The 21,543-nt window shown below is 59.1% G+C and carries 19 protein-coding genes; 11 read left to right on the top strand and 8 right to left on the bottom strand.

From position 1 onward, the window contains the following. Positions 1-18: 18 nt before the first annotated feature. Positions 19-678, bottom strand: coding sequence for a YggS family pyridoxal phosphate-dependent enzyme (locus AC5I5B_RS20085; protein WP_162691890.1), 660 nt, complete (start codon positions 676-678; stop codon positions 19-21). A gap of 193 nt (positions 679-871) precedes the next feature. On the opposite strand from AC5I5B_RS20085, the gene leuS reads away from it, so the two are divergent. The 3 genes from leuS to holA are packed head-to-tail and all read left to right on the top strand — an operon-like array spanning position 872 to position 5,089. Further along, complete coding sequence (gene leuS / locus AC5I5B_RS20080) at positions 872-3,502, top strand: leucine--tRNA ligase (protein ID WP_111834620.1); 2,631 nt, start codon at positions 872-874, stop codon at positions 3,500-3,502. Further along, on the top strand, positions 3,495-4,040 hold the full coding sequence (locus tag AC5I5B_RS20075) for an LPS assembly lipoprotein LptE (protein ID WP_003505190.1): 546 nt from the start codon (positions 3,495-3,497) through the stop codon (positions 4,038-4,040). Before leuS ends, AC5I5B_RS20075 begins: the two co-directional genes overlap by 8 nt. An 11-nt stretch (positions 4,041-4,051) precedes the next feature. Continuing rightward, entirely contained in the window at positions 4,052-5,089 is a 1,038-nt protein-coding gene (holA, locus tag AC5I5B_RS20070) for a DNA polymerase III subunit delta (protein WP_111834619.1), read from the top strand. Between the two features lie 71 nt (positions 5,090-5,160). On the opposite strand, the gene fdxA is transcribed toward holA, so the two are convergent. The 3 genes from fdxA to AC5I5B_RS20055 form a co-directional block, all read right to left on the bottom strand. Then, positions 5,161-5,499, bottom strand: coding sequence for a ferredoxin FdxA (fdxA, locus tag AC5I5B_RS20065; RefSeq protein WP_003505193.1), 339 nt, complete (start codon positions 5,497-5,499; stop codon positions 5,161-5,163). A gap of 158 nt (positions 5,500-5,657) precedes the next feature. Continuing rightward, the gene (locus tag AC5I5B_RS20060; RefSeq protein ID WP_003505195.1) at positions 5,658-6,074 is read right to left on the bottom strand and encodes an RNA-binding S4 domain-containing protein; all 417 of its coding nucleotides are present in this window, start codon (positions 6,072-6,074) and stop codon (positions 5,658-5,660) included. Between the two features lie 4 nt (positions 6,075-6,078). Further along, a complete protein-coding gene (locus tag AC5I5B_RS20055; RefSeq protein WP_003505197.1) occupies positions 6,079-9,159 on the bottom strand; it encodes a helicase-related protein in 3,081 nt (1,026 codons plus the stop codon). Between AC5I5B_RS20055 and AC5I5B_RS20050 the strand changes: the two genes are divergently transcribed. After that, positions 9,158-9,505, top strand: a complete 348-nt coding sequence (locus AC5I5B_RS20050) for a hypothetical protein (RefSeq protein ID WP_020811742.1) — start codon at positions 9,158-9,160, stop codon at positions 9,503-9,505. The two genes, AC5I5B_RS20055 and AC5I5B_RS20050, sit on opposite strands and share 2 nt — an antisense overlap. 112 nt (positions 9,506-9,617) lie before the next feature. Here AC5I5B_RS20050 and AC5I5B_RS20045 read toward each other — a convergent pair whose 3' ends face one another. Then, positions 9,618-10,943 (bottom strand): ubiquinone biosynthesis hydroxylase, encoded by a 1,326-nt coding sequence (locus AC5I5B_RS20045; protein ID WP_423753527.1) that lies wholly within the window; start codon positions 10,941-10,943, stop codon positions 9,618-9,620. On the opposite strand from AC5I5B_RS20045, the gene tesB reads away from it, so the two are divergent. From tesB to AC5I5B_RS20015, 6 genes are all read left to right on the top strand, one after another. Beyond that, complete coding sequence (gene tesB / locus AC5I5B_RS20040) at positions 10,919-11,803, top strand: acyl-CoA thioesterase II (RefSeq protein ID WP_003505201.1); 885 nt, start codon at positions 10,919-10,921, stop codon at positions 11,801-11,803. The two genes, AC5I5B_RS20045 and tesB, sit on opposite strands and share 25 nt — an antisense overlap. 212 nt (positions 11,804-12,015) lie before the next feature. Next, on the top strand, positions 12,016-12,366 hold the full coding sequence (locus AC5I5B_RS20035) for a P-II family nitrogen regulator (protein ID WP_004444057.1): 351 nt from the start codon (positions 12,016-12,018) through the stop codon (positions 12,364-12,366). Between the two features lie 29 nt (positions 12,367-12,395). After that, entirely contained in the window at positions 12,396-13,742 is a 1,347-nt protein-coding gene (locus AC5I5B_RS20030; protein ID WP_020810586.1) for an ammonium transporter, read from the top strand. 216 nt (positions 13,743-13,958) lie between these two features. After that, positions 13,959-16,625: an FtsK/SpoIIIE family DNA translocase gene (locus tag AC5I5B_RS20025; RefSeq protein WP_162695548.1), complete on the top strand. Its 2,667-nt coding sequence runs from the start codon at positions 13,959-13,961 to the stop codon at positions 16,623-16,625. A 50-nt stretch (positions 16,626-16,675) separates the two neighbouring features. Further along, on the top strand, positions 16,676-17,401 hold the full coding sequence (locus AC5I5B_RS20020; RefSeq protein WP_161974148.1) for an outer membrane lipoprotein carrier protein LolA: 726 nt from the start codon (positions 16,676-16,678) through the stop codon (positions 17,399-17,401). Between the two features lie 160 nt (positions 17,402-17,561). Beyond that, entirely contained in the window at positions 17,562-18,365 is an 804-nt protein-coding gene (locus AC5I5B_RS20015; protein ID WP_003505210.1) for an exodeoxyribonuclease III, read from the top strand. A 21-nt stretch (positions 18,366-18,386) separates the two neighbouring features. Here the strand turns inward: AC5I5B_RS20015 and AC5I5B_RS20010 are convergent, their stop codons facing one another. Together AC5I5B_RS20010 and AC5I5B_RS20005 are read right to left on the bottom strand one after the other, a co-directional pair. Then, complete coding sequence (locus tag AC5I5B_RS20010) at positions 18,387-18,842, bottom strand: cyclic nucleotide-binding domain-containing protein (protein WP_031233965.1); 456 nt, start codon at positions 18,840-18,842, stop codon at positions 18,387-18,389. Between the two features lie 151 nt (positions 18,843-18,993). After that, positions 18,994-19,677 (bottom strand): response regulator transcription factor, encoded by a 684-nt coding sequence (locus tag AC5I5B_RS20005; RefSeq protein WP_003505216.1) that lies wholly within the window; start codon positions 19,675-19,677, stop codon positions 18,994-18,996. A 286-nt stretch (positions 19,678-19,963) separates the two neighbouring features. Between AC5I5B_RS20005 and AC5I5B_RS20000 the strand changes: the two genes are divergently transcribed. Next, the gene (locus tag AC5I5B_RS20000; protein WP_031233964.1) at positions 19,964-20,467 is read left to right on the top strand and encodes a L,D-transpeptidase family protein; all 504 of its coding nucleotides are present in this window, start codon (positions 19,964-19,966) and stop codon (positions 20,465-20,467) included. Positions 20,468-20,539: 72 nt separating this feature from the next. Here the strand turns inward: AC5I5B_RS20000 and AC5I5B_RS19995 are convergent, their stop codons facing one another. Beyond that, entirely contained in the window at positions 20,540-21,109 is a 570-nt protein-coding gene (locus AC5I5B_RS19995) for a CarD family transcriptional regulator (RefSeq protein WP_003505223.1), read from the bottom strand. Positions 21,110-21,543: the final 434 nt, after the last annotated feature.

The following is a 21,543-nucleotide window of genomic DNA, read 5'->3' as shown; positions in this document are numbered from 1 at the left end:
GGTTTTTTGTTTATGGCCTTATCGCGTACCGAAGATGGCCGAACCCACACGCACACTGGTCGCGCCGAATTCGACGGCCGTTTCGAAATCCCCGGACATGCCCATGGAAAGCTTCTCAAGGCCGCACTCCCTGGCAAGCTTCGCCAGCAGCGCAAAATGCGGACCGGGATTTTCATCAGCCGGCGGAATGCACATCAATCCCTCAACCTGCAATTTCAGCTCATCCCGGCAAAAGGCCACGAAAGCAACTGTCTCACGCGGATCGATGCCCGCCTTTTGCGGCTCAAGCCCGGTATTGACCTGAACATAAAACCGGAGGCTGCGGCCCTGTTTGGCGCATTCCTCGGCAAGCGCGCGGGCGATCTTTTCGCGGTCGACGCTCTCGACGACATCAAACAGCGCCACGGCATCCGCCGTCTTGTTGGATTGCAACGGGCCGATCAGACGCAACTCTATGCCGTCAGTCTTCTCTTTGAGTTTCGGCCACTTGCCCTGCGCTTCCTGCACGCGGTTCTCGCCGAATACGCGCTGGCCGGCATCGATGACCGGCTGGATCGCCTCCGCATCGAAGGTCTTCGAGACCGCGACAAGGGCAACATCCGCAGGCTTGCGGCCGGATTTTTCCGCGACATCACCAATGCGCTGCCTGACATCCTCAAGACGTGCTTCGATTTCCATCACAAGACCTTCATTTGAACCATTCGCAACGCTAACTAGACGCCGATTGCCTTGATGCCAAGCGGGTTTAGCACCATTTGAGGCACGCTGGCCAAGATTGAACGCCCGAATGCCCCGCCAAACTTGACGCCCCGGTCGTTTCATGGTGAAGGTCAGCGCAAATTTTTCCCCTCGATACCCGGAATTCTAAACAATGGCCATCGAACGTTACAATCCTCGCGACGCCGAGCCGCGCTGGCAGCAGAAATGGAACGAAGACAAGGTTTTCGTCACCGACAACAGCGATCCGCGTGAGAAGTATTACGTTCTAGAGATGTTTCCCTATCCGTCGGGACGCATCCATATGGGCCATGTCCGCAACTACGCCATGGGCGACGTCGTCGCCCGCTACAAGCGTGCCCGTGGTTTCAACGTCCTGCATCCGATGGGCTGGGACGCCTTCGGCATGCCTGCCGAAAATGCCGCCATGCAGAACAAGGTTCATCCGAAGGATTGGACCTACCAGAACATCGCGACCATGCGCGGCCAGCTGAAATCCATGGGCCTGTCGCTGGACTGGACCCGCGAATTCGCCACCTGTGACGTGGAATATTACCATCGCCAGCAGGCGCTATTCGTCGATTTCATGGAAAAGGGTCTCGTCTATCGCAAGCAGTCCAAGGTCAACTGGGACCCGGTCGACCACACCGTGCTGGCCAACGAGCAGGTGATCGACGGTCGCGGCTGGCGCTCCGGCGCGCTGGTGGAACAGCGCGAACTGACGCAATGGTTCTTCCGCATCACCGATTTCAGCCAGGACCTGCTGGACGAGCTGGATACGCTGGATCAATGGCCGGAAAAAGTGCGCCTGATGCAGAAGAACTGGATCGGCCGCTCTGAAGGCCTGTCGCTGCGCTGGCAAACCGTCACTGACACGGCGCCGGAAGGTTTCTCCGACATCACCGTCTATACGACGCGCCCGGACACGCTGTTCGGCGCATCCTTCCTGGCGATCGCCGCCGACCATCCGCTGGCGCGGGAACTGTCTGCGCAGAATCTTGCGATTGCCGAGTTCTGCGACGAATGCCGTCGCCATGGCACCTCCTTGGCAGCGCTGGAAACCGCGGAAAAGAAGGGTATCGATACCGGCGTCAAGGTCGTGCACCCGCTGGACCCGACATGGGAACTGCCGGTCTATGTCGCCAACTTCGTATTGATGGACTATGGCACCGGCGCGATCTTCGGCTGCCCCTCCGGCGACCAGCGCGATCTGGATTTCGCCCGCAAATACGGCCTGCCGGTCGTCGCCGTCGTCGCACCGGAAGGTCCGGATGCCGCAAGCTTCACCATCGAAGACACCGCCTTCACCGATGATGGCGTGATGATCAATTCCGGCTTCCTGAACGGCATGAATACGACGGACGCTTTTGAGGCGGTCGTGCAGAAGCTCTCTGCTGAGATGCTGGGCAACACGCCGCAGGCCGAGCGCAAGGTCAATTTCCGCCTGCGCGACTGGGGCATTTCCCGCCAGCGTTACTGGGGTTGCCCTATCCCGGTCATCCATTGCGAAGTCTGCGGCGTGGTGCCGGTTCCGAAAAAGGATCTGCCGGTCAAACTGCCCGACGACGTGACTTTCGATGTGCCCGGCAACCCGCTGGACCGGCACCCCACATGGCGCCATGTCTCCTGCCCGCAATGCGGCCATGACGCACGCCGCGAAACGGATACGATGGATACATTCGTCGATTCCAGCTGGTATTACACGCGCTTCACCGCGCCGTGGGAAGACGCACCGACCGACCCGAAGGTCGCCAACCACTGGCTGCCGGTGGATCAATATATCGGCGGTATCGAGCATGCCATCCTGCACCTGCTCTATTCGCGCTTCTTCACCCGTGCGATGCGCGAAACAGGGCATGTGGATGTCAAGGAACCCTTCAAGGGCCTGTTCACCCAGGGCATGGTGGTCCACGAGACTTACAGCCGCGGTGAAGGCACAACGCGTGAATGGGTGCCGCCTGCCGAACTGCGGATCGAGGAAAACGACGGCGCGCGCCGCGCCTTCCTGCTCTCTTCCGGCGAAGAGGTGAAGATCGGCTCCATCGAGAAGATGTCGAAGTCTAAGAAGAACGTGGTCGACCCTGACGATATCATCGCATCCTACGGGGCGGATACCGCGCGCTTCTTCGTTCTCTCCGATTCGCCACCTGATCGCGACGTCATCTGGTCTGAAGCCGGTGTGGAAGGTGCAAACCGATTCGTTCAGCGCGTCTGGCGGATCATTGGCGAAGCAGCCGAACAGTTGAAGGACGTGAAGCCGAAGCCGGCAACCGAAGGCGAAGGGCTGGCAGCCTCCAAGGCGGCTCACAAGACGCTGAAGGCTGTTCAGGAAGATCTGGACAAGCTCGCCTTCAACAAGGCCATCGCCCGCATCTACGAACTGGTCAATGCGCTGGCCGGTCCGCTCGCCGATGTTGCTTCTGGCGGAAAGCCTGACGACGTCAAGGCAGCGGCGCGCGACGCCGTCGAAATCCTCATCCGCATCATTGCCCCGATGACACCGCATCTGGCGGAAGAATGCTGGTCGGCGCTGGGCAATACGGGCCTCGTGGCCCAGACACCATGGCCAAGCTTCGTCGCTTCGCTGGTCGAGGAAAACGACGTGGTCATGCCCGTGCAGGTCAATGGCAAGAAGCGTGGCGAATTGACAATCGCGCGCGATGCGGATCAAGATGCGGTCCGAACGGCCGCCCTTGCGCTGGATGCCGTCAAATCGATTCTTGCCGGTGGCGAGCCCAAAAAAGTCATCGTGGTTCCGCAGAGGATTGTGAACATTGTTGTCTGACGTTTTTTCAAGATGGAGCCGCGTCGCGGCAGCGATTTCCGTCGTGACGATGGCTGGTCTTCTGGCGGGCTGCCAGGTGCGCCCGCTTTATGGTGAGGCTTCCGGAACCAAGGAGAGGCTGGCGGCCGTCAGCGTCTCCGAGACCGGTGGCAGGGTCGGGCAGGAAGTCCGCAATCAGCTGATCTTTCTGATGGCCGGCGGCGCGGGCCAACCGGCCACGGCGCAATATAACGTCAAAGTTTTTGTAAGCTCGAGCGCCACGTCAACGGAAGTGCAGAACTACGACCTGACGACCCGGGCGAACAACAATTACGACGGCCCCTATCCCGGCCGTGTCGTGATGAGCGGTCAATATGTGCTGACGCGCGTTTCCGACGGTCAGATTCTGCGCTCTGCACGCCGCAGCGTGACGGCGCAGGTGGACTTGCCGCAGCAGGAATTCGCCAAGATCCGTGCAACTCGCGACGCCGAGAATCGTGCCGCCCGGGAACTGGCTGAAATCATCCGCACCGATATCGCCGCCACACTCGGCCGCTGAGAGCGGCGGCCGTGACGGAGATAAAGTCCCATGAATTCGAGCGCTTCGCCGAAAATCCGGCGGAGCGCTTTCGCATTTTCGTGCTCTACGGCCCGGATCGCGGCCTCGTGTCGGAACGGGCGACCCTCATCGCCAAAAAGACCGGTATCGATCCCGACGACGCTTTCGCATCGCTAAAGCTGACCGCATCCGATCTGCAGGGCGACCCTGGCCGCCTGCTCGATGAAGTGAACGCCATCGGTCTTTTCGGCGGTGAAAAACTCGTCTGGGTCAAAGGTGCCTCAGCCGAAAAGGCGCTGGTGGATGCCCTCCAGATTCTGGCGGAAACGCCGCCGGAAGCGAGCTTCCTGATCATCGAAGCGGGCGATGTCAAAAAAGGTACCGGACTGCGCAAGATCGCGGAGCCTGCGCGCTCCATCGCCGCGATCCCCTGTTATGCCGACGATGCCCGCTCGCTGAATGCACTGATCGATCAGGAACTATCCGCAGACAATCTCCGCATCGCGCCTGCTGCGCGGCAGAGGCTGATAGAATCGCTCGGCGGCGACCGTATCGCTTCGCGCAATGAAATCCGTAAGCTCGCGCTCTATTGCCGTGGCGCGGACGTGGTCGAAGAAGACGACGTTCTCTCCATTATCGGCGATGCCAGCACGGTCTCCGCCGACGATGCCGTTGACGCCATCCTGAAAGGCGACAGAAACGCCTTTTTCCATGCGACGCAGAAGATCGTCTCTTCGAAGACGCCGATCTTCCTTGTGCTCCAGGGATGCCTCAAGCAATTCCAGCTGCTCGACCAGATGCGGGCCGAAATGGATGAGAAAAAACTGCAGGCCGGCCAGGTCATGCAGACGCTTGGACGCCACATCCACTTCCGCAGAAAACCCGTCATCGAAAGAGCGCTGCGAACGTGGCAGCCAGCGGCGATTGCCCGCGAGATGAACCGTCTGCAGGCCGCCATCCTGCAAAGCCGCCAGCGGCAAAGCCTGGAGGAAAGCGTGGCCCTTCTGACATTGCTCTCCACCACGCTCCAATCCGGCCGCGGCGGATAAACAAAAAGCCCTCGTGCTGGGTGCAACGAGGGCTTTTCAAATATTTGTACAGGACCTTCGTAAATCCGAGGTCAGTCGCCCTTACCGGGCTCGGCAGAGAAATAAAGCTCCAGCTTGCCTTCAACTCCGTCCATTTCCTTGGCTTCCGCCATCGGGTCGCGCTTGATTGTGATGTTCGGCCAGATTGCCGCATATTCGGCATTGAGCTTCAGCCACTTGTCGAGACCCGGCTCCGTATCGGGCTTAATAGCCTCGGCGGGACATTCCGGTTCGCACACACCACAATCGATGCATTCATCGGGATTGATCGCGAGGAAATTTTCACCCTCGTAAAAGCAGTCGACGGGGCAGACCTCAACGCAATCGGTATATTTGCAGCGGATGCAATTGTCGGTCACGACATATGTCATGATGAACTCCAGAATATGCAGGCCGGGTCTTTGGGCTTCGGAACACAAGCCGTCGCCCGGAATTCAGACAGGGCAATTTCGCAAGTGACGTAATGCCTTTGACTACAGATAGCAAGGATAAACAATTCTGAAAAACGGGTGCGACTTGGAGGTTTATTCTAATCTTTGCTTCCGTCGCTATCAGACAGAAACCTGTCGAGCGCCCTGCGCTCTTTTTTAGTCGGACGCCCGCTGCCCGGCTGGCGCAACGCCTGCTCGAGAGGCGTCAGCCTGTCGGAAGGTTCCCGTGGCGGTGTCTGGTCGTCATAGAGAAGTCTGGCTTCCTCATAGGGCCCACGCCGTGTTCCGCCGGACTTGACGACGAGCAACTTGTCCATGCGCTCGAAACCGATATCGAGCCTGTCACCCGCCTTCACCGCATGGCTGGGCTGGCGGATGGTAACCCCGTTGACCTTGACGTGGCCCGACTGAATGTAGCCTTGGGCAAGCGAACGGGACTTGGCCATACGGGCAAAGAACAGCCACTTGTCCAGACGCTGTCGCGTGCTTTCCAGTGGCTGTTCGCTGCTTCCCATAGGCTTACTTCTTCAGCTGCTCCTTGAGAGCAGCGAGCTTTGCGAAAGGTGAATCCGGATCGAGCGGCTTCTCCTTGCGCGGCGGCTTGGCTTCGAAGCGCTGCTGCCCCTGCGGCTTTCCGCCACGGTCATTGCGTTCCGGCCGGTCCTTGCGCTCCCCGCGATCATGACGATCATTGTTGCGGTTGTTGCCACGGTCGGGACGTCCGCCATCACGCTTGCGCTCGCCGTCGCCACTGCGATTGGCAGCTTCGCGGTTTGCACCGTCACGATTGCCGGGACGGCCTTCACCGCGACGCTCACCCTGTTCGCGGGCTCCCTCACCACGGCCTTGACCGCGATTGCCGGGACGACGGTTTTCGCCACGCTGATTTTCGTTGCGACCACCCGGACGCCACAGAAGGACAGGCTTGGGCTCGGCGGCCTCGGCGTTTTCCGACGCAGCCTCGGCTGCAGCAGCCTCTTCGCTGGCAGCTTCCGCAACCGGCGCCTCGGCAGCTTCGCCTTCCGCAACAGTCGCCGTTTCGGACACCTGCTCTTCGGAAGCCGGCTCGTGCTCCTCGGTCTCGATGCTTTCCTCTTCTGCCGTCGCCGCTTCTGCAGCAACCGGGGCAGAGGCACCGGCGTGACTGGCGAGGAAGGCCTGCGCCTCTTCCGCCGTCACCTGGTCGGCGCGGTAACCGAGACCCTTCAGAATTTCTTCCATGTCGTCGAGCGTCGCGCCGAGAATGGAAAGCATGGCTGTCGTGGTCGTGAAACGGCGACCGTCATAGGCGCCTTCCGGACGCGGCTGCTGGCCGGGCTTCCATTGCAGGAGCGGACGGATGAGATCAGCCAGACGCTCGAGAATGTCGATACGCACGGCGCGCTTTCCGAGGAAACGGAAACCGGCGAGCTTATAGAACATGCGCTCGAAGCTGGCATCGGTGACGACCGATGTACGGCCGGCGGCAAGCACCGGAATGAGATCGCCGTAACCCGGCTTGCCAAGGCCATCATTCTTCAAAGCCCAGAGCAGCGTGACGAGCTCCGCCGGAGCGGGCTTGAGAAGCGCGGGCAGGAAAACATGGTAGGCGCCGAAACGCACGCCGTAACGGCGCATGGAGGCGCGCGCGTCCTGGTCGAGAGACTTCACGTCTTCGGCAACGTCGCGGCGGAACAGCACGCCAAGATTTTCGACCAGCTGGAACGCCAGGCCCTTCGCCAGACCCTGAAGGTCTTCGGCGCGGGAAATATCGTCCAGCGGCTTCAGCACGGTCGCAATCTGATGATTGACGAAACGCTCGACGCGCGCCAGCGCGTGATCACGGGCATTGCCGCTCAACTGCTCGTCGGCAAGCAGGATCACCCGCGGCTTCATGATGTTGTCGCCGGCCGAAAGGCGGGCTACCGGCTCGCCCAACCAGCGAACCAGACCATCGGAGCTCAAAGCGAGATCGCCATTTCCACTGGCATGCAGACGCGCAGCACGCGCCTCGTATTCGAGCGCGAGCGCCTTCTGCGCCGCAGCCTGCACGGCCTTCTGATCCGGCCCTTCCATTCCCGGCACCGGCGTGAACCGGAACCCGGCCAACTGGCCGACGTGATGTCCTTCTACAAAGACATCACCATTTACACTGATTTCAGCTTCAAGCATCGCATTCTCTCTCAGGCGCCTCATGAGCACAGATGTCCTGCGATCAACAAAGCGTTTCGTCAACCTTTCATGTAGCGCATCGGACAATCGATCCTCGATTTCCCGAGTCTTTTCTTGCCAGTGTGTCGGATCGGCAAGCCATCCTGGGCGGTTCGATACATAAGTCCATGTTCTGATCTGCGCAATCCTCGCAGACAAGGTATCGATCTCTCCATCCGTCCGGTCGGCGCGGCGCACCTGCTCGGCCATGAAATCCTCATTCACCGCCCCCCGTTTGACGAGGTCGAAATAGAGCGTGGAGATCAGGTCGGCATGCTGTGCGGGGGCGATGCGGCGATAATCGGGCAGCGCGCAGGCCTCCCAGAGCTTTTCCACCCGCGAATCGGTGGTCGTCACATCAATGATCTCAGGATAACGCGACAGATATTCCAGCGCCTGCTGGTCAATTGCCGGCAGAGCGCGCGAAAGTCCCTGGATCGCCGGTGCGGCGTCGAGGCTCAGGCGCAGATTGGCGATGGAGGAAAAATCGAAATTTTTCGTCCGCCATTGCAGCACCTTCACCGCGTCGAACTGATGGGTTTCGATCCGCTCCACCAATTCGTCATCGAACGGATCGACACGCCCCGTCACACCGAATGTACCGTCGCGAAGGTGGCGACCGGCGCGGCCGGCAATCTGGCCGATCTCGCCGGGATTGAGATTGCGGAACTGATAACCGTCGAATTTGCGGTCCTGTGCGAAGGCGACATGATCGACATCGAGGTTGAGACCCATGCCGATGGCGTCCGTCGCGACAAGATATTCGACATCGCCGGACTGGTAGAGACCCACCTGCGCATTGCGCGTGCGTGGCGAAAGCGCACCCAGCACCACGGCTGCGCCACCGCGCTGGCGGCGCACCAGTTCGGCAATGGCATAGACCTCATCGGCGGAAAAAGCGACGATCGCCGTGCGCTGTGGCAGACGGGTTATCTTCTTCTGACCCGCATAAAAAAGCTGCGACAGGCGCGGACGTTCCACCACGGTAATTCCGGGCAGCAGCTTTTCGAGGATAGGGCGCATCGTGCCCGCGCCGAGCAGCAGCGTTTCCTCCCGCCCGCGCAGATGCAGCACCCGGTCGGTGAAGATATGCCCGCGCTCGAGATCACCCGCCAGCTGCACCTCGTCGATCGCGACGAAGGCGGCCGTCGTCTCGCGCGGCATGGCTTCAACCGTGCAGACGGAATATTTGGCTTTGGGAGGTGAAATCTTTTCTTCGCCGGTAATCAGCGCCACATTCGGCGCCCCAACCTTTTCAACGAGGCGGGTATAGACCTCCCGCGCCAGAAGACGCAGCGGTAGGCCGATGACACCGCTGCCATGCGCGACCATCCGCTCGATCGCGTAATGGGTCTTGCCGGTATTGGTGGGGCCGAGAACGGCCGTGACACCGCGGCCGCTCAGGATCATGGGGCGAAAATTCAACGTACTATCCGCGAATCGACTTCATCTGCTTGCCGTGCCGCTCACCATTGCTGATGCGGGCCGCACGCACCACACATGGCAACGCCCGCTGACAAAGGCAATAGGCCTTGCCCGCAAAGTGGCGCAAGGCGACCGATCCACGGAATTTTCCGTGCAGATTCAGCAAGTTGAAGAAACAAAAAGAATCCGGCGAAAATCGAATCGATTCGGCTACGGAACAGTCTGCGAACGAATCGAATACGAATCGCTGACTCCGCATGATTCAGCTTTTGTTCTCCGCAATATCTGGTTGGCGAGCGCGCGGCCCATACCAGATTATGAATCCGGATAAGTCCTTGGCCGGATTCATCTTTACGGAAGGGCGTCGGGGCAGAAAATACCGGGATAGGCTGTCAAGCGGCAATCCCGGAAAAGCCGATCCGAAATATATGCGAAGGGCTGGATCAAAGCGCCTCGCCGACAAGCAGACGCGGCGCATTCGCATCCGTCGTGCCGGCGGCCTGACCGATGAAATAGGATTTCAGACCCGGCAAACGATCCACGACGCCGAGACCGAAATCACGCATGACACGGATAGGACCAATATCATTGGAGAAAAGCCGGTTCAGCACATCGGTCGTCACGCCCATCCGCAACGTATCGAAACGCCGCCAGGACTGGTAACGCTCCAGAACATTGAGAGAGCCAATATCGAGGCCCAGACGGTCGGCCTCGACCACCGTTTCCGCGAGCGCCGCCACATCCTTGAAGCCAAGATTGAGACCCTGCCCGGAAATCGGGTGAATGCCATGCGCCGCGTCACCCGCAAGCGCAAACCGTGGCGCGACGAAGGAGCGCGCCAGCGTCAGCCCCAGCGGGAAGGCGCGGCGGGGACCGACGGGACGCAGAGGACCGAGCTTGTGACCGAACCGGCGCTCCAGCTCTTCTTCAAACACCAGATCGTCGGAGGCCACCAGCCTGTCGGCATCGGCCGTGCGTTCGGTCCAGACGAGCGAAGACCGGTTTCCCTTCAAGGGCAGGATGGCGAAGGGGCCCGATGGCAGAAAATGCTCCTCCGCACAACCCTCATGCGGCCGCTCATGCTCAACGGTCGTCACGATACCGGACTGATCATAAGCCCAGTGCACGGTCTTGATGCCAGCCATGTCCCTGAGTGCCGAGCGAACCCCGTCACAGGCAATCAGCAATCGCGATTCGAGCATTGACCCGTCGGAAAGGCTGATGGCCGTCGACTGCGGCCCCGCGGCGAAATCGGAAACACTGAGACCGTGGCGGATTTCTATGCCAAGGCGTTCGCACAGGCCCCGCAACGCCCCCACCAGAGCGACGTTCGGAACCATATGGGCAAACGGCCTGCCCTCTTCTACGGCACCGTCGAACGTCAGGAACACGGGACGCACCGGATCGGCGGTCTTCGAATCGGTGACGATCATCTTGTGGATCGGCTGGGCTTCCGGCTCAATCTCGCTCCAGATGCCGAAAACATCGAGCATCCGGGTGGCCGCCGCGATGATGGCGGACGCACGGACGTCCTTTACCCAGACATCCTCGGGAGCGGCCTCGACCACCTGCACATTAAGATGCCGGGCCGCCTGCTTGATTGCAACAGCAACGGAAAGACCGACATATCCGCCGCCTGCCACCACTACGTCCAGCATCACGCTTCTCCTCAAATCTTGTGCACGCATCATCGGCGCACTATAGACCATGTGACGTCTTCCTACAGCCGGAGCAGGCCGAAAAAATGTCGCATCCCTCGCAAACGTCAGACCCGATGGCCAATCTCATCGCCACGCTCGATCTCGAGAAGCTGGAGGAGAACCTGTTCCGGGGCGAAAGCCCGCAAATCGGCTGGCAGCGGGTTTTCGGCGGTCAGGTCATCGCGCAGGCCCTGATTGCCGCCCAAAGGACCGTGGATGACGACCGTTTCGTGCACTCGCTGCATGCCTATTTCATGCGCCCGGGCGATCCGCTGGTGCCCATCGTATACCAGGTAGAGCGCATCCGCGATGGCGCGAGTTTCTGCACCCGCCGTGTCGTCGCCATTCAGCATGGCAAAGCGATTTTTTCCATGTCTGCTTCGTTTCAGATTTTCGAGGATGGTTTCGACCATCAGATCAAGATGCCTGATGTGACGCCGCCCGAAAAGCTGATGAGCGAAGAGCAGATGCAGGCGGCCTTCCTCGCCAAGGCGCCCGCTTCAATTCGCAAATACTGGAGCAACAAGCGGCCGATCGAGATAAGGCCGGTTTCGCTGACCCACTATATCTCGAAAGAAAAGCTGGAACCGCAGCAGGATATCTGGGTCCGCGCCGTCGGCGACGTGCCGGATGATCCGCGTCTGCAGTCGGCCATTCTCGCTTATCTCTCAGATATGACCCTGCTCGACACCTCGCTCTACGCCCATGGAACAACGATCTTCGATCCCTCCATTCAGGTGGCGAGCCTCGATCACGCCATGTGGTTCCACCGCCCCTGCCGTCTGGACGACTGGCTGCTTTACACACAGGATAGCCCCAGCGCTTCCGGCGCTCGTGGTTTGACCCGTGGCAATATTTTCACCAGACAGGGTGAACTGGTCGCTTCCGTGGCGCAGGAGGGTTTGATCCGCAAAAGGGCAAATGATTAAATAATGTGCTTTTTCTGAAAATCGCACATTTAATAGACGCAAATTTTGGCGACAAATGCCCCTTTTTCAGACGCCTTTCATATAAGTTTTATATTTCAATACGTTAGATACACACTCAAAACTGGCACGCCCTTTGAATGTATGTCCTCAGTCGCTGTTACTGATCTGCCAGCGGCAGGAGAGTCGGCTCCGTGCCGAGGACAAAACAAAGGATGGGAAACCAGATGAAAATTGTGATGGCCATTATCAAGCCGTTCAAGCTGGATGAAGTGCGCGAAGCGCTCACCGGCGTCGGCATCCAGGGCCTGACCGTGACCGAGGTAAAGGGTTACGGACGCCAGAAGGGGCATACCGAGATTTATCGCGGCACGGAATATGCGGTGAGCTTCCTTCCCAAGCTGAAGATCGAGATCGCAGTTCCATCCGACGTCGTCGACAAGGCCGTCGAGGCGATCGCGTCTGCGGCAAAGACCGGGCAGATCGGTGACGGCAAGATCTTCGTCTACTCTATCGAACAGGCCGTGCGCATCCGTACCGGCGAAACCAACACAGAAGCGCTTTGAAGCACGGCTGACAGGGGAGTTTTCTAACTATGCAACTCAACAAATTTTCCACGCTCGGCAAGCTGGGCGCCGCAGCGGCGGCCCTGATGGCGCCGGCCATCGCCTTTGCCCAGGATGCCGCGCCGGCAGCAGCCGCAGCGCCCGTTCCTGAAAAAGCCGACACCGCATTCATGTATGTCGCGACGATCCTCGTGCTGTTCATGATCCTTCCGGGTCTGGCGCTGTTTTACGGCGGCCTCGTCCGCACGAAGAACATGCTCTCCGTTCTCATGCAGTGCACCGTCATCACCGCGGTCATGATGCTCATCTGGGTCATCTACGGCTATTCTTTTGCCTTTGGCGGCGGCACCGGCCCCTATTTCGGCGGTTTCGGCAAGCTGTTCCTGTCGGGCGTTTCGCTTGACAGCACCTCGGCAACCTTCTCCCAGGGCGTCGTGATCTACGAATACACCTTCATCGCCTTCCAGATGACCTTTGCGGCCATCACCCCGGCGCTGATCATCGGTGCCTTCGCAGAACGCGTGAAGTTCTCCGCCGTCATTCTCTTCACCATCCTGTGGGCCACCTTCGTTTACTTCCCGATCGCTCACATGGTCTGGGATGCGAACGGCCTGATCTTCGGCATGGGCGCTCTCGACTTCGCCGGCGGCACGGTCGTTCACATCAATGCCGGTGTAGCGGGCCTGATCGGCGCGATCATGGTTGGCAAGCGTACCGGCTTCGGCAAGGACATGATGGCCCCGCACTCCATGACGCTGACGCTGGTTGGCGCAGCCATGCTGTGGTTCGGCTGGTTCGGCTTCAACGCCGGCTCCAACCTCGAAGCATCTGGCGGTGCGGTTCTTGCAACCATGAACACCTTCCTCGCCACTGCAGCAGCCATCGTTTCCTGGTCGCTGGTTGAAAGCTTCACCCGCGGCAAGGCTTCCATGCTGGGCGCAGCTTCGGGCATGATCGCCGGCCTCGTCGCCGTAACGCCTGCGGCCGGTTCCGTCGGACCCATGGGCGCTATCGTTCTCGGCCTCATCGTCTCGCCGATCTGCTACTTCTTCGTCTCGGTTGTGAAGAACAAGTTCGGCTACGACGACACAGCTGACGTCTTCGGTGTCCACGGCATCGGCGGCATCATCGGCGCCCTCGGCACCGGCATCTTCACGTCTCCGCTGCTTGGCGGCACGGGCAAGGCCGATTTCTCCATCGCCTCGCAGGTCTGGACGCAGTTCGTCGCCGTCGCCATCACCATCGTCTGGTGCGCCATCGTCTCGGCGATCCTCTACAAGATCGTCGACGTGATCGTTGGTCTCAGGGTTCCGGTCGAAGCCGAACGCGAAGGTCTCGACCTCGCGACCCACGGCGAAGCCGCCTACCACTCCTGATATCACGGAAGAGGGGTTCTCCATCCCCTCTTCCAAAAGAAGGCCCGCTTCGGCGGGCCTTTTTCTTTGACGCAAACCCGTGAACGCTCAAAAAACCGCATGGTTAATACGACATTAACCAGCAAGCGGTTAGTTTTCCCTGTCAATCCGGGATTTGGTCACCAGCCGAATCTTGCCGAAACCAAGAAAAGCGACGGGTTCAGGGACATGGGCAGAATGCATTCTCCGACATTCGATGGTCGTCACACACGCTTCGTGCTGACGGCGTTTTTCGTGCGTCAGATCATGGCTCTGGCCGGTTTCGCTATGCTGGCCACGATCGCGCTGGGCATTGCCGCACTCGCCACATGGAATGTGGCGGATCCGAGCCTCTCCTATGCGACAGGAAACCAGCCTACCAATCTTCTGGGTTACGGTGGTGCGATTTTCGCCGATATCGTGATGCAGTTCCTCGGGCTTTCCGCAATCATCTCGCTTCTCCCGGTCATCGCCTGGGCGATCGCGCTGATCGCCAATCGTAAATTCCACCGCATACCCGTCCGCCTCGTGGCCTGGATCGCTGGCGCCATTGTCTGCGCCGCCTCGCTCGGCTGTTTTCCTGCCCCCGTCACCTGGCCGCTTCCGAACGGCATCGGCGGTGTCATCGGTGACATGATCCTGCGTTTTCCCGCCCTTTTTATCGGCGCTTACCCCACCGGCACGATCGCCACGGTACTGGGTGTCATATTCGCGGCACCGGCTGCCTGGCTGATGCTGTTTGCCGCCGGTATTGTGGGCGGCCTGGACGATGAACTGGAGCGGGAAGAAGCCGCTCCGGTCACCACCAGCAAGGCCCGCGCAGCCCGTGAAGTCGAAGAGGATGACGAAGACGACGGCGAAGGCTTCTTCGCCAATATGCTCGCCTTCGGCGCGCTTACGCATTATTGGTACATCACCCAGGCGCGCTTGCGCCGCCTGTTCGGCCTGAAGTCGAAGTCCCTGCACGATGAGTTCGAACATCCCTATGACTTCAACGAATATGAGTTCGGCACGCTGAACGAACCTTCTCGCCTCAAGACCGCAATCAACCGCCTCGACCAGCGCGCAGAGCCGTCTTTCGAAGAACGCGCCGCATCGCGTCGCCAGATGTCACCTCCATCCATCGCGCTCGATCATGACGAGGACATGGATAACGAACCGCCCTTCGACGCGGACGAACGCCGTCTGCCGGACGGCATTCTCTCCGACGACGAGGCCGACCAGAAATTCACCGCCAGACAGGTGCCGGGACGCGGACAGCCCAGAATAACAGCACCTTCCGCACGACCGAAGCCCAGCGAGCGCGTGGCAAGGGAGGCGCAGGCCTCCTTCATCGCCGCAGACGGTTTCCAGCTGCCAACCGTCCATCTTCTGGCAGAACCGAAGAATGTCGTTCGCGACAATATGCTGAGCGAGGAAGTGCTGGAACAGAACGCCCGCCTTCTGGAAGGCGTTCTCGAGGATTTCGGGGTCAAGGGCGAAATCATCCATGTCCGCCCCGGCCCGGTCGTCACGCTTTACGAACTGGAACCGGCGCCCGGCATCAAATCCTCGCGCGTCATCGGTCTTGCTGATGACATCGCCCGCTCCATGAGCGCGATTGCCGCCCGTGTCGCCGTCGTTCCCGGTCGCAACGCCATCGGCATAGAACTGCCGAACCAGACGCGCGAAACCGTGTTCCTGCGCGAACTGATCGGCAGCCGCGATTTCGAAAACAGCAAGGCGAAGCTCGCCATGGCGCTCGGCAAGACCATCGGCGGTGAACCCGTCATCGCCGATCTTGCCAAGATGCCTCATCTGCTGGTCGCCGGCACCACCGGCTCGGGCAAGTCGGTTGCCATCAACACCATGATCCTGTCACTGCTCTACCGCATGTCACCGGAGCAGTGCCGCCTGATCATGATCGATCCGAAAATGCTCGAACTGTCGATCTATGACGGCATTCCGCATCTGCTTTCTCCGGTCGTTACCGATCCCAAAAAGGCCGTGGTGGCTTTGAAGTGGACGGTGCGCGAGATGGAAGAGCGCTACAAGAAAATGTCGAAGATCGGCGTGCGCAATATTGACGGCTTCAACAGCCGCGTGCAGCAGGCGCTCGACAAGGGTGAAATCCTTACCCGCACGGTCCAGACCGGCTTCGACCGCCAGACTGGTGAGGCGATCTACGAAACGGAAGAGTTCGACCTGAAGCCACTGCCTTATATCGTCGTCATCATCGACGAGATGGCAGACCTGATGATGGTTGCCGGCAAGGACATCGAAGGCGCGGTGCAGCGCCTGGCGCAGATGGCGCGTGCCGCCGGCATCCACGTCATCATGGCCACCCAGCGTCCGTCCGTCGATGTCATCACCGGTACGATCAAGGCAAACTTCCCAACCCGCATCTCCTTCCAGGTGACGTCGAAGATCGACAGCCGCACCATCCTTGGAGAACAGGGCGCCGAACAGCTGCTCGGCATGGGTGACATGCTCTATATGGCGGGCGGCGGGCGCATCCAGCGCGTGCACGGCCCCTTCGTTTCCGACAATGAAGTCGAAGAAATCGTCGCCTATCTGAAGACACAAGGGTCGCCGGAATATCTGGAAGCGATTACCGAGGAAGACGACGAGGAAGGCAATGCCGGCGGCCCGGCCGGCGCAGGCAACTTCTCCGATTCCGAAGACCCCTACGATCAGGCCGTGGCCGTCGTGCTTCGCGATGGCAAAGCCTCCACCTCCTATGTGCAACGGCGTCTCGGCATCGGTTACAACCGCGCCGCCTCGCTGATCGAACGCATGGAGCAGGAAGGCATCATCGGTCCCGCCAATCACGCCGGAAAACGCGAAATCCTCGTGCCAACGGAAGCAGACATCATCGAGCGGTAACGTCCGCAACCAAGCGGGGCGGAGAAGCGTTATTCCACGCTTTCAACGTCATGAAGCCGCCGCCTTTTATGCGGACAATCGCTGCGATGAAGGAGAATAGAATGAACGACCTCACCACCGGCGAAACGGCCACCGCAAACGCAACGCAAAACGGCGTGACGCGACGTGGCGTGCTGACGGCATTTTCCATGGCCGCGGTGATCGCCGGCCTATCGCCGCTTGACGCCTTTGCCCAGGCGGCCGGCAATAGCGCGACCGCACAGAAAATCGCCAATCACTTCTCGTCGGTCAAAACCATGATGGGGGAATTCGTCCAGTTCGGCCCGCGTGGTGAGCAGACCGGCGGCAAGTTTTACATCGAACGGCCCGGCAAGCTTCGTTTCAATTACGAGGACCCATCGCCCATGCGCGTCATTGCCGACGGCAGGAACGTCGTCATTGGCAATATGAAGCTGAAGACATGGGATCTTTATCCGCTCTCCAAAACGCCGCTCAGCCTGCTTCTGTCCGACAAGATCGATCTCGGCAACCAGAAGGTCCGGAACGTGAAGGAAGAATCGGATCTGACCACAATCGTGCTGGGCGACAAGAGCGTCTTCGGCGATTCCACCATTACCCTGATGTTCGATCCGAAGACCTTCGACCTGAGGCAATGGACGACGACCGACGCCCAGAACAAGGACACGACCGTCATGATCTTCAACGTCCAGACCGGCGTAAACCTTGATGAACGCGTCTTCAGCATCAATTATGAGGAAGTCCGTAAAGGCGGCTGAGGCATCAAGCCCACGGAAACTTTTGAAAGGCGGCCCTGCGGTCGCCTTTTTCATTTTAGCGCTAAAATAAATTCCCGTTTTCATCGCGATGTTATAAGCCTGCGCCCCGGAAACATGTCACGGGCCATGCGGTTCGCGGCAATAAAAGCGGAGCACATGCATGTCGTTTTCGATAACCACCTGGAACATCAACTCGGTCAGGCTCAGAATGCCGATCGTTGAGCAGTTTCTGGTGCGTTACAAGCCCGACATTCTCTGCCTGCAGGAAACGAAATGCCCGAATGGCGAGTTTCCGATGAAGCCGCTGAAGGCGCTGGGTTATGAGCACGTCATCATCCATGGCCAGAAGGGCTATCACGGCGTCGCCATCGCCTCGAAGATTCCGCTGACCGAAGATCATCGACAGGACTATTGCGGAATCGGTGACGCGCGGCACATTTCCGCGATTTTCCAGGTTGGATCGCGCCGTGTGCGGCTGCATAATTTTTATGTGCCGGCGGGCGGTGACGAGCCGGATCGCTCAATCAATCCGAAATTCGGCCACAAGCTCGATTTCATCGAGGAAATGAAGGCGCTGCGTGCCGATGGCGTGCCCGGCACCTCGTCCATTCTCGTCGGCGATCTCAACATCGCACCGCTCGAAAATGACGTCTGGTCCCACAAGCAGCTTCTGAAGATCGTCAGCCACACGCCTGTTGAAACCGAGGGGATGCTTGACATCATGAAGCAGGGCAACTGGCTTGATCTGATGCGTCTGAACGTGCCTGAGACTGAAAAGATCTATACTTGGTGGAGCTACCGCGCCAAGGATTGGGAGGCGGCTGATCGCGGCCGCCGTCTTGACCATATCTGGTCTTCGCAGGATCTCGGCCCCTCGCTTGAAAAAATCGACATATTGCGCGAGGCCCGTGGCTGGAACCGGCCATCGGACCACGTTCCGGTCACCGCCCAGTTCCGGTTTTGAGCCGGCGCGTTTGACTTGACGTCAGACGAAGCGGTTCTGCAACCGGGCCGCACCCGCCGCCAAAGACGCGATATTGTCGCGAATACGCGCCGATACGATATCGGCCACTTCCGGAAACTCCTCCACTAGCCGGTGAAAGAGGATGCGCGTTATCCGAATGACTTCGGAATCCTCAGCCGCGACCGCAGTGAACTTTCTTTCGCAAAGCGTGAAAAGCGCCAGCTCCGAAAGCAGCGCCCCTTTTCCGGGCGTCGCCTGCAGCACGGGCTTGCCATCCCGCCCGGCCGTGAAAAGCTCGAAATGGCCCGATGTCACCGCAAAGGCGCATTCGGCCGGTGAGTGCTCCCGGAACAATGTCTGCCCGGCAGATACACGGCGGCGTTCCGCACCGAAGGCGATGAGCCGCAGCTGGTCATCGCTGAACCCTGCAAACAACGGCACTTGCCCCAGCAGCATGATATCGTCCGTCAAGGCCATGTCGATCGTTACTCCGGAAAACGCCTGCATCACTATAGCGGTTTTCCAATATCAGTCCTCAAAATACAAGGTGTTAGAACGCCGCGCGCCTTTTCGGACGCGCGGCGTGAGCTTCAACGACGACATATGAAAGGCGCAACAAGGTCCCTGCTCAGGGAACGATCTTGTATCCGCCGTTCTCGGTGACCAGAATTTCAGCGTTGGACGGGTCGCGTTCAATCTTCTGGCGCAGACGATAGACATGCGTTTCGAGCGTGTGTGTCGTCACCCCGGAATTGTAACCCCAGACCTCTTCGAGCAGGACGTCGCGTGTCACGACGGTGCTGCCGGCGCGGTAGAGATAACGGATGATCGCCGCTTCCTTTTCCGTCAGCCGGATTTTCTTGCCATCCTCCGTCGTCAACAGCTTCTGGCTGGGTTTGAACTGATAGGGGCCGACAGTGAAAACCGCATCTTCACTCTGCTCGTATTGGCGCAGCTGCGCCCGGATACGCGCCAGAAGCACGGCGAAACGGAAAGGTTTCGTCACATAGTCGTTGGCACCAGCTTCCAACCCAAGGATAGTATCGGAATCAGTGTCGTGCCCAGTCAGCATGATGATCGGCGCCTTGAAGCCGCCCTTGCGCAACAGCTTCACCGCCTCACGGCCGTCCATGTCCGGAAGGCCGACATCCATGATCAAAAGATCGACCTGAGCGGTCTTGGCGGTCTGCATCGCCTGTGCGGCGTTTGCGCCGCTCAAAAGCGAGAATTCCTCATAGGGAGACAATTGCTCGGTCAGCGTCTCCCGAAGATCGTCGTCATCGTCCACCAGAAGGATAGTGCGAGCCGTCATTCGGATTCTCAGCCTTTCTTACTTTAGCGCACCAGCCCAAAAATCAGGTTCGATTTTCGAGAAGCACGATGCGTAGTTTAAAAGAGTTAGAGCGTCCCTTGGGCGTCCGAAAAGACGCCTGGCGCTCCAATTATCAGCCAATTCAGCGGTTTGCCGATAAAAGGTCAACCCATTGCCTTGATATAACGAAGTGCTATGACTTCACGTTAAATAACCTGCAAAGCAAAATCTCGTGAAAAACATGAGCATACAGCCCGCAAGACAACGTAAACGCGCATCGACGCTCATGGTTCGGCCAGCCCCTTCGAAAATCAGCCGCGCCATCGTCCAGCTCGGACACCTCACTTTTCCAGCCGCGATCGGTCGAAATGGCCGCACCGCACTGAAACGCGAGGGAGACGGAAAATCCCCCATTTCCACCACGCGCCTCCTGCACGGGTTCTATCGCGGCGACCGCCTTCCCGGCATCGCCACGGCGTTGCCGATGCAGCGAACACGGAAGTCCATGTTATGGTGCGACGAGCCACGCAACGCCAATTATAACAGGCTGGTCAAGGCGCCCTTCGCCCTGAGCCATGAAGAAATGATGCGCAAGGACGGCCTCTACGACGTCTGCCTGGTGCTTGACTGGAACATCACCGCGAGAAGCCGCAACCGGGGCTCGGCGATCTTCATGCATCTGATCCGACCGGGATATGAGCCGACCGCAGGCTGCGTCGCCCTGCACCCCCGAGACATGCGCCGCATTCTACCGTATCTGCGCAAGGACACAAAGATCCGCATCCTGTGACGTTGAGCCTGCAAGCAGCCAACAAAAAACCCGCCATTAAGGCGGGTTTTTTTAGAAGGAAAAAGCCTGATATTAAGCGGCTTCGTCCTGAGAATCGTCCTCTTCAACGGTCTTGCCACGCTTGGGGCCCTTGGCAAGGTTGACTTCCACCAGGCGAACAGCCTCGGTTTCCGACATCTTGTTGACGGCGGCGATTTCGCGCGCCATGCGATCGAGCGCAGCCTCATAAAGCTGACGCTCGGAATAGGACTGCTCCGGCTGGTTTTCCGCACGGTAGAGATCGCGCACAACTTCCGCAATTGCGATGAGATCGCCGGAATTGATCTTCGCATCATATTCCTGCGCGCGGCGCGACCACATGGTACGCTTCACACGCGCCTTGCCCTGCACCACTTTCAGCGCCCGCTCGACAAAATCGCCTTCGGAAAGCTTGCGCATGCCGATGCTGACGGCTTTTGCGACGGGAACTTTAAGACGCATCTTGTCTTTTTCGAAATCGATGACAAAAAGCTCAAGCTTCATGCCGGCAACTTCTTGTTCCTCGATTGCAGAAATGGTACCGACACCATGAGCGGGATACACAATCGCTTCACCGGTCTTGAAACCGTGATGTGCTGGAGATTTCTTCTGCTGGGTCGTCATTCGTTCTAAAAACTCCCTGTTACATACCCGGGGATGCCGGGGTTGGGTCGGTCAGGCCCTGATGAGACGGGGGAACCGTCAGGTGACTCCGCACTGGTCCAGCCGTGCACGCAAAAACACACCTTCCCGTCTTGCGGGGTTCGATAACGTAAACGCTCGATATGTCACGGAAACCGCGTGCAAAAGAGGTGTTGCTTTCGTGGTGTTTTTGGGCACACAAATGCCACGCTGTGGATCAGTGTCGTTGGTGTACCACAAAAATAGGCGCAAATCAATAATTTGCTTCGACCGTGGCCGCAACATCACATGGCGGCCAAAGAACCGCCTAAAAATTAGCCGCAGAAATACTGTCAAAATGCTTCGTGACAGGCCTCATGGCAAAAGGAGCAAAAAAATTTCGTTTCCAAACTGCAGAAACACGAAAGCCTCTTAAA

Source organism: Agrobacterium sp. (genome assembly GCF_059499945.1).
This window is presented reverse-complemented; position numbering and strand designations above follow the sequence as displayed.

Bases quoted from the DNA above. Each gene is read 5' to 3' on its own strand.
- AC5I5B_RS20085 (WP_162691890.1), bottom strand. From the start codon at position 678: ATGGAAATCGAAGCACGTCTTGAGGATGTCAGGCAGCGCATTGGTGAT.
- leuS (WP_111834620.1), top strand. From the start codon at position 872: ATGGCCATCGAACGTTACAATCCTCGCGACGCCGAGCCGCGCTGGCAG.
- fdxA (WP_003505193.1), bottom strand. From the start codon at position 5,499: ATGACATATGTCGTGACCGACAATTGCATCCGCTGCAAATATACCGAT.
- AC5I5B_RS20060 (WP_003505195.1), bottom strand. From the start codon at position 6,074: ATGGGAAGCAGCGAACAGCCACTGGAAAGCACGCGACAGCGTCTGGAC.
- AC5I5B_RS20050 (WP_020811742.1), top strand. From the start codon at position 9,158: ATGGGGCGAAAATTCAACGTACTATCCGCGAATCGACTTCATCTGCTT.
- AC5I5B_RS20055 (WP_003505197.1), bottom strand. From the start codon at position 9,159: ATGATCCTGAGCGGCCGCGGTGTCACGGCCGTTCTCGGCCCCACCAAT.
- tesB (WP_003505201.1), top strand. From the start codon at position 10,919: ATGTCGCATCCCTCGCAAACGTCAGACCCGATGGCCAATCTCATCGCC.
- AC5I5B_RS20035 (WP_004444057.1), top strand. From the start codon at position 12,016: ATGGGAAACCAGATGAAAATTGTGATGGCCATTATCAAGCCGTTCAAG.
- AC5I5B_RS20030 (WP_020810586.1), top strand. From the start codon at position 12,396: ATGCAACTCAACAAATTTTCCACGCTCGGCAAGCTGGGCGCCGCAGCG.
- AC5I5B_RS20025 (WP_162695548.1), top strand. From the start codon at position 13,959: ATGCATTCTCCGACATTCGATGGTCGTCACACACGCTTCGTGCTGACG.
- AC5I5B_RS20020 (WP_161974148.1), top strand. From the start codon at position 16,676: ATGAAGCCGCCGCCTTTTATGCGGACAATCGCTGCGATGAAGGAGAAT.
- AC5I5B_RS20015 (WP_003505210.1), top strand. From the start codon at position 17,562: ATGTCGTTTTCGATAACCACCTGGAACATCAACTCGGTCAGGCTCAGA.
- AC5I5B_RS20010 (WP_031233965.1), bottom strand. From the start codon at position 18,842: ATGGCCTTGACGGACGATATCATGCTGCTGGGGCAAGTGCCGTTGTTT.
- AC5I5B_RS20005 (WP_003505216.1), bottom strand. From the start codon at position 19,677: ATGACGGCTCGCACTATCCTTCTGGTGGACGATGACGACGATCTTCGG.
- AC5I5B_RS20000 (WP_031233964.1), top strand. From the start codon at position 19,964: ATGGTTCGGCCAGCCCCTTCGAAAATCAGCCGCGCCATCGTCCAGCTC.
- AC5I5B_RS19995 (WP_003505223.1), bottom strand. From the start codon at position 21,109: ATGACGACCCAGCAGAAGAAATCTCCAGCACATCACGGTTTCAAGACC.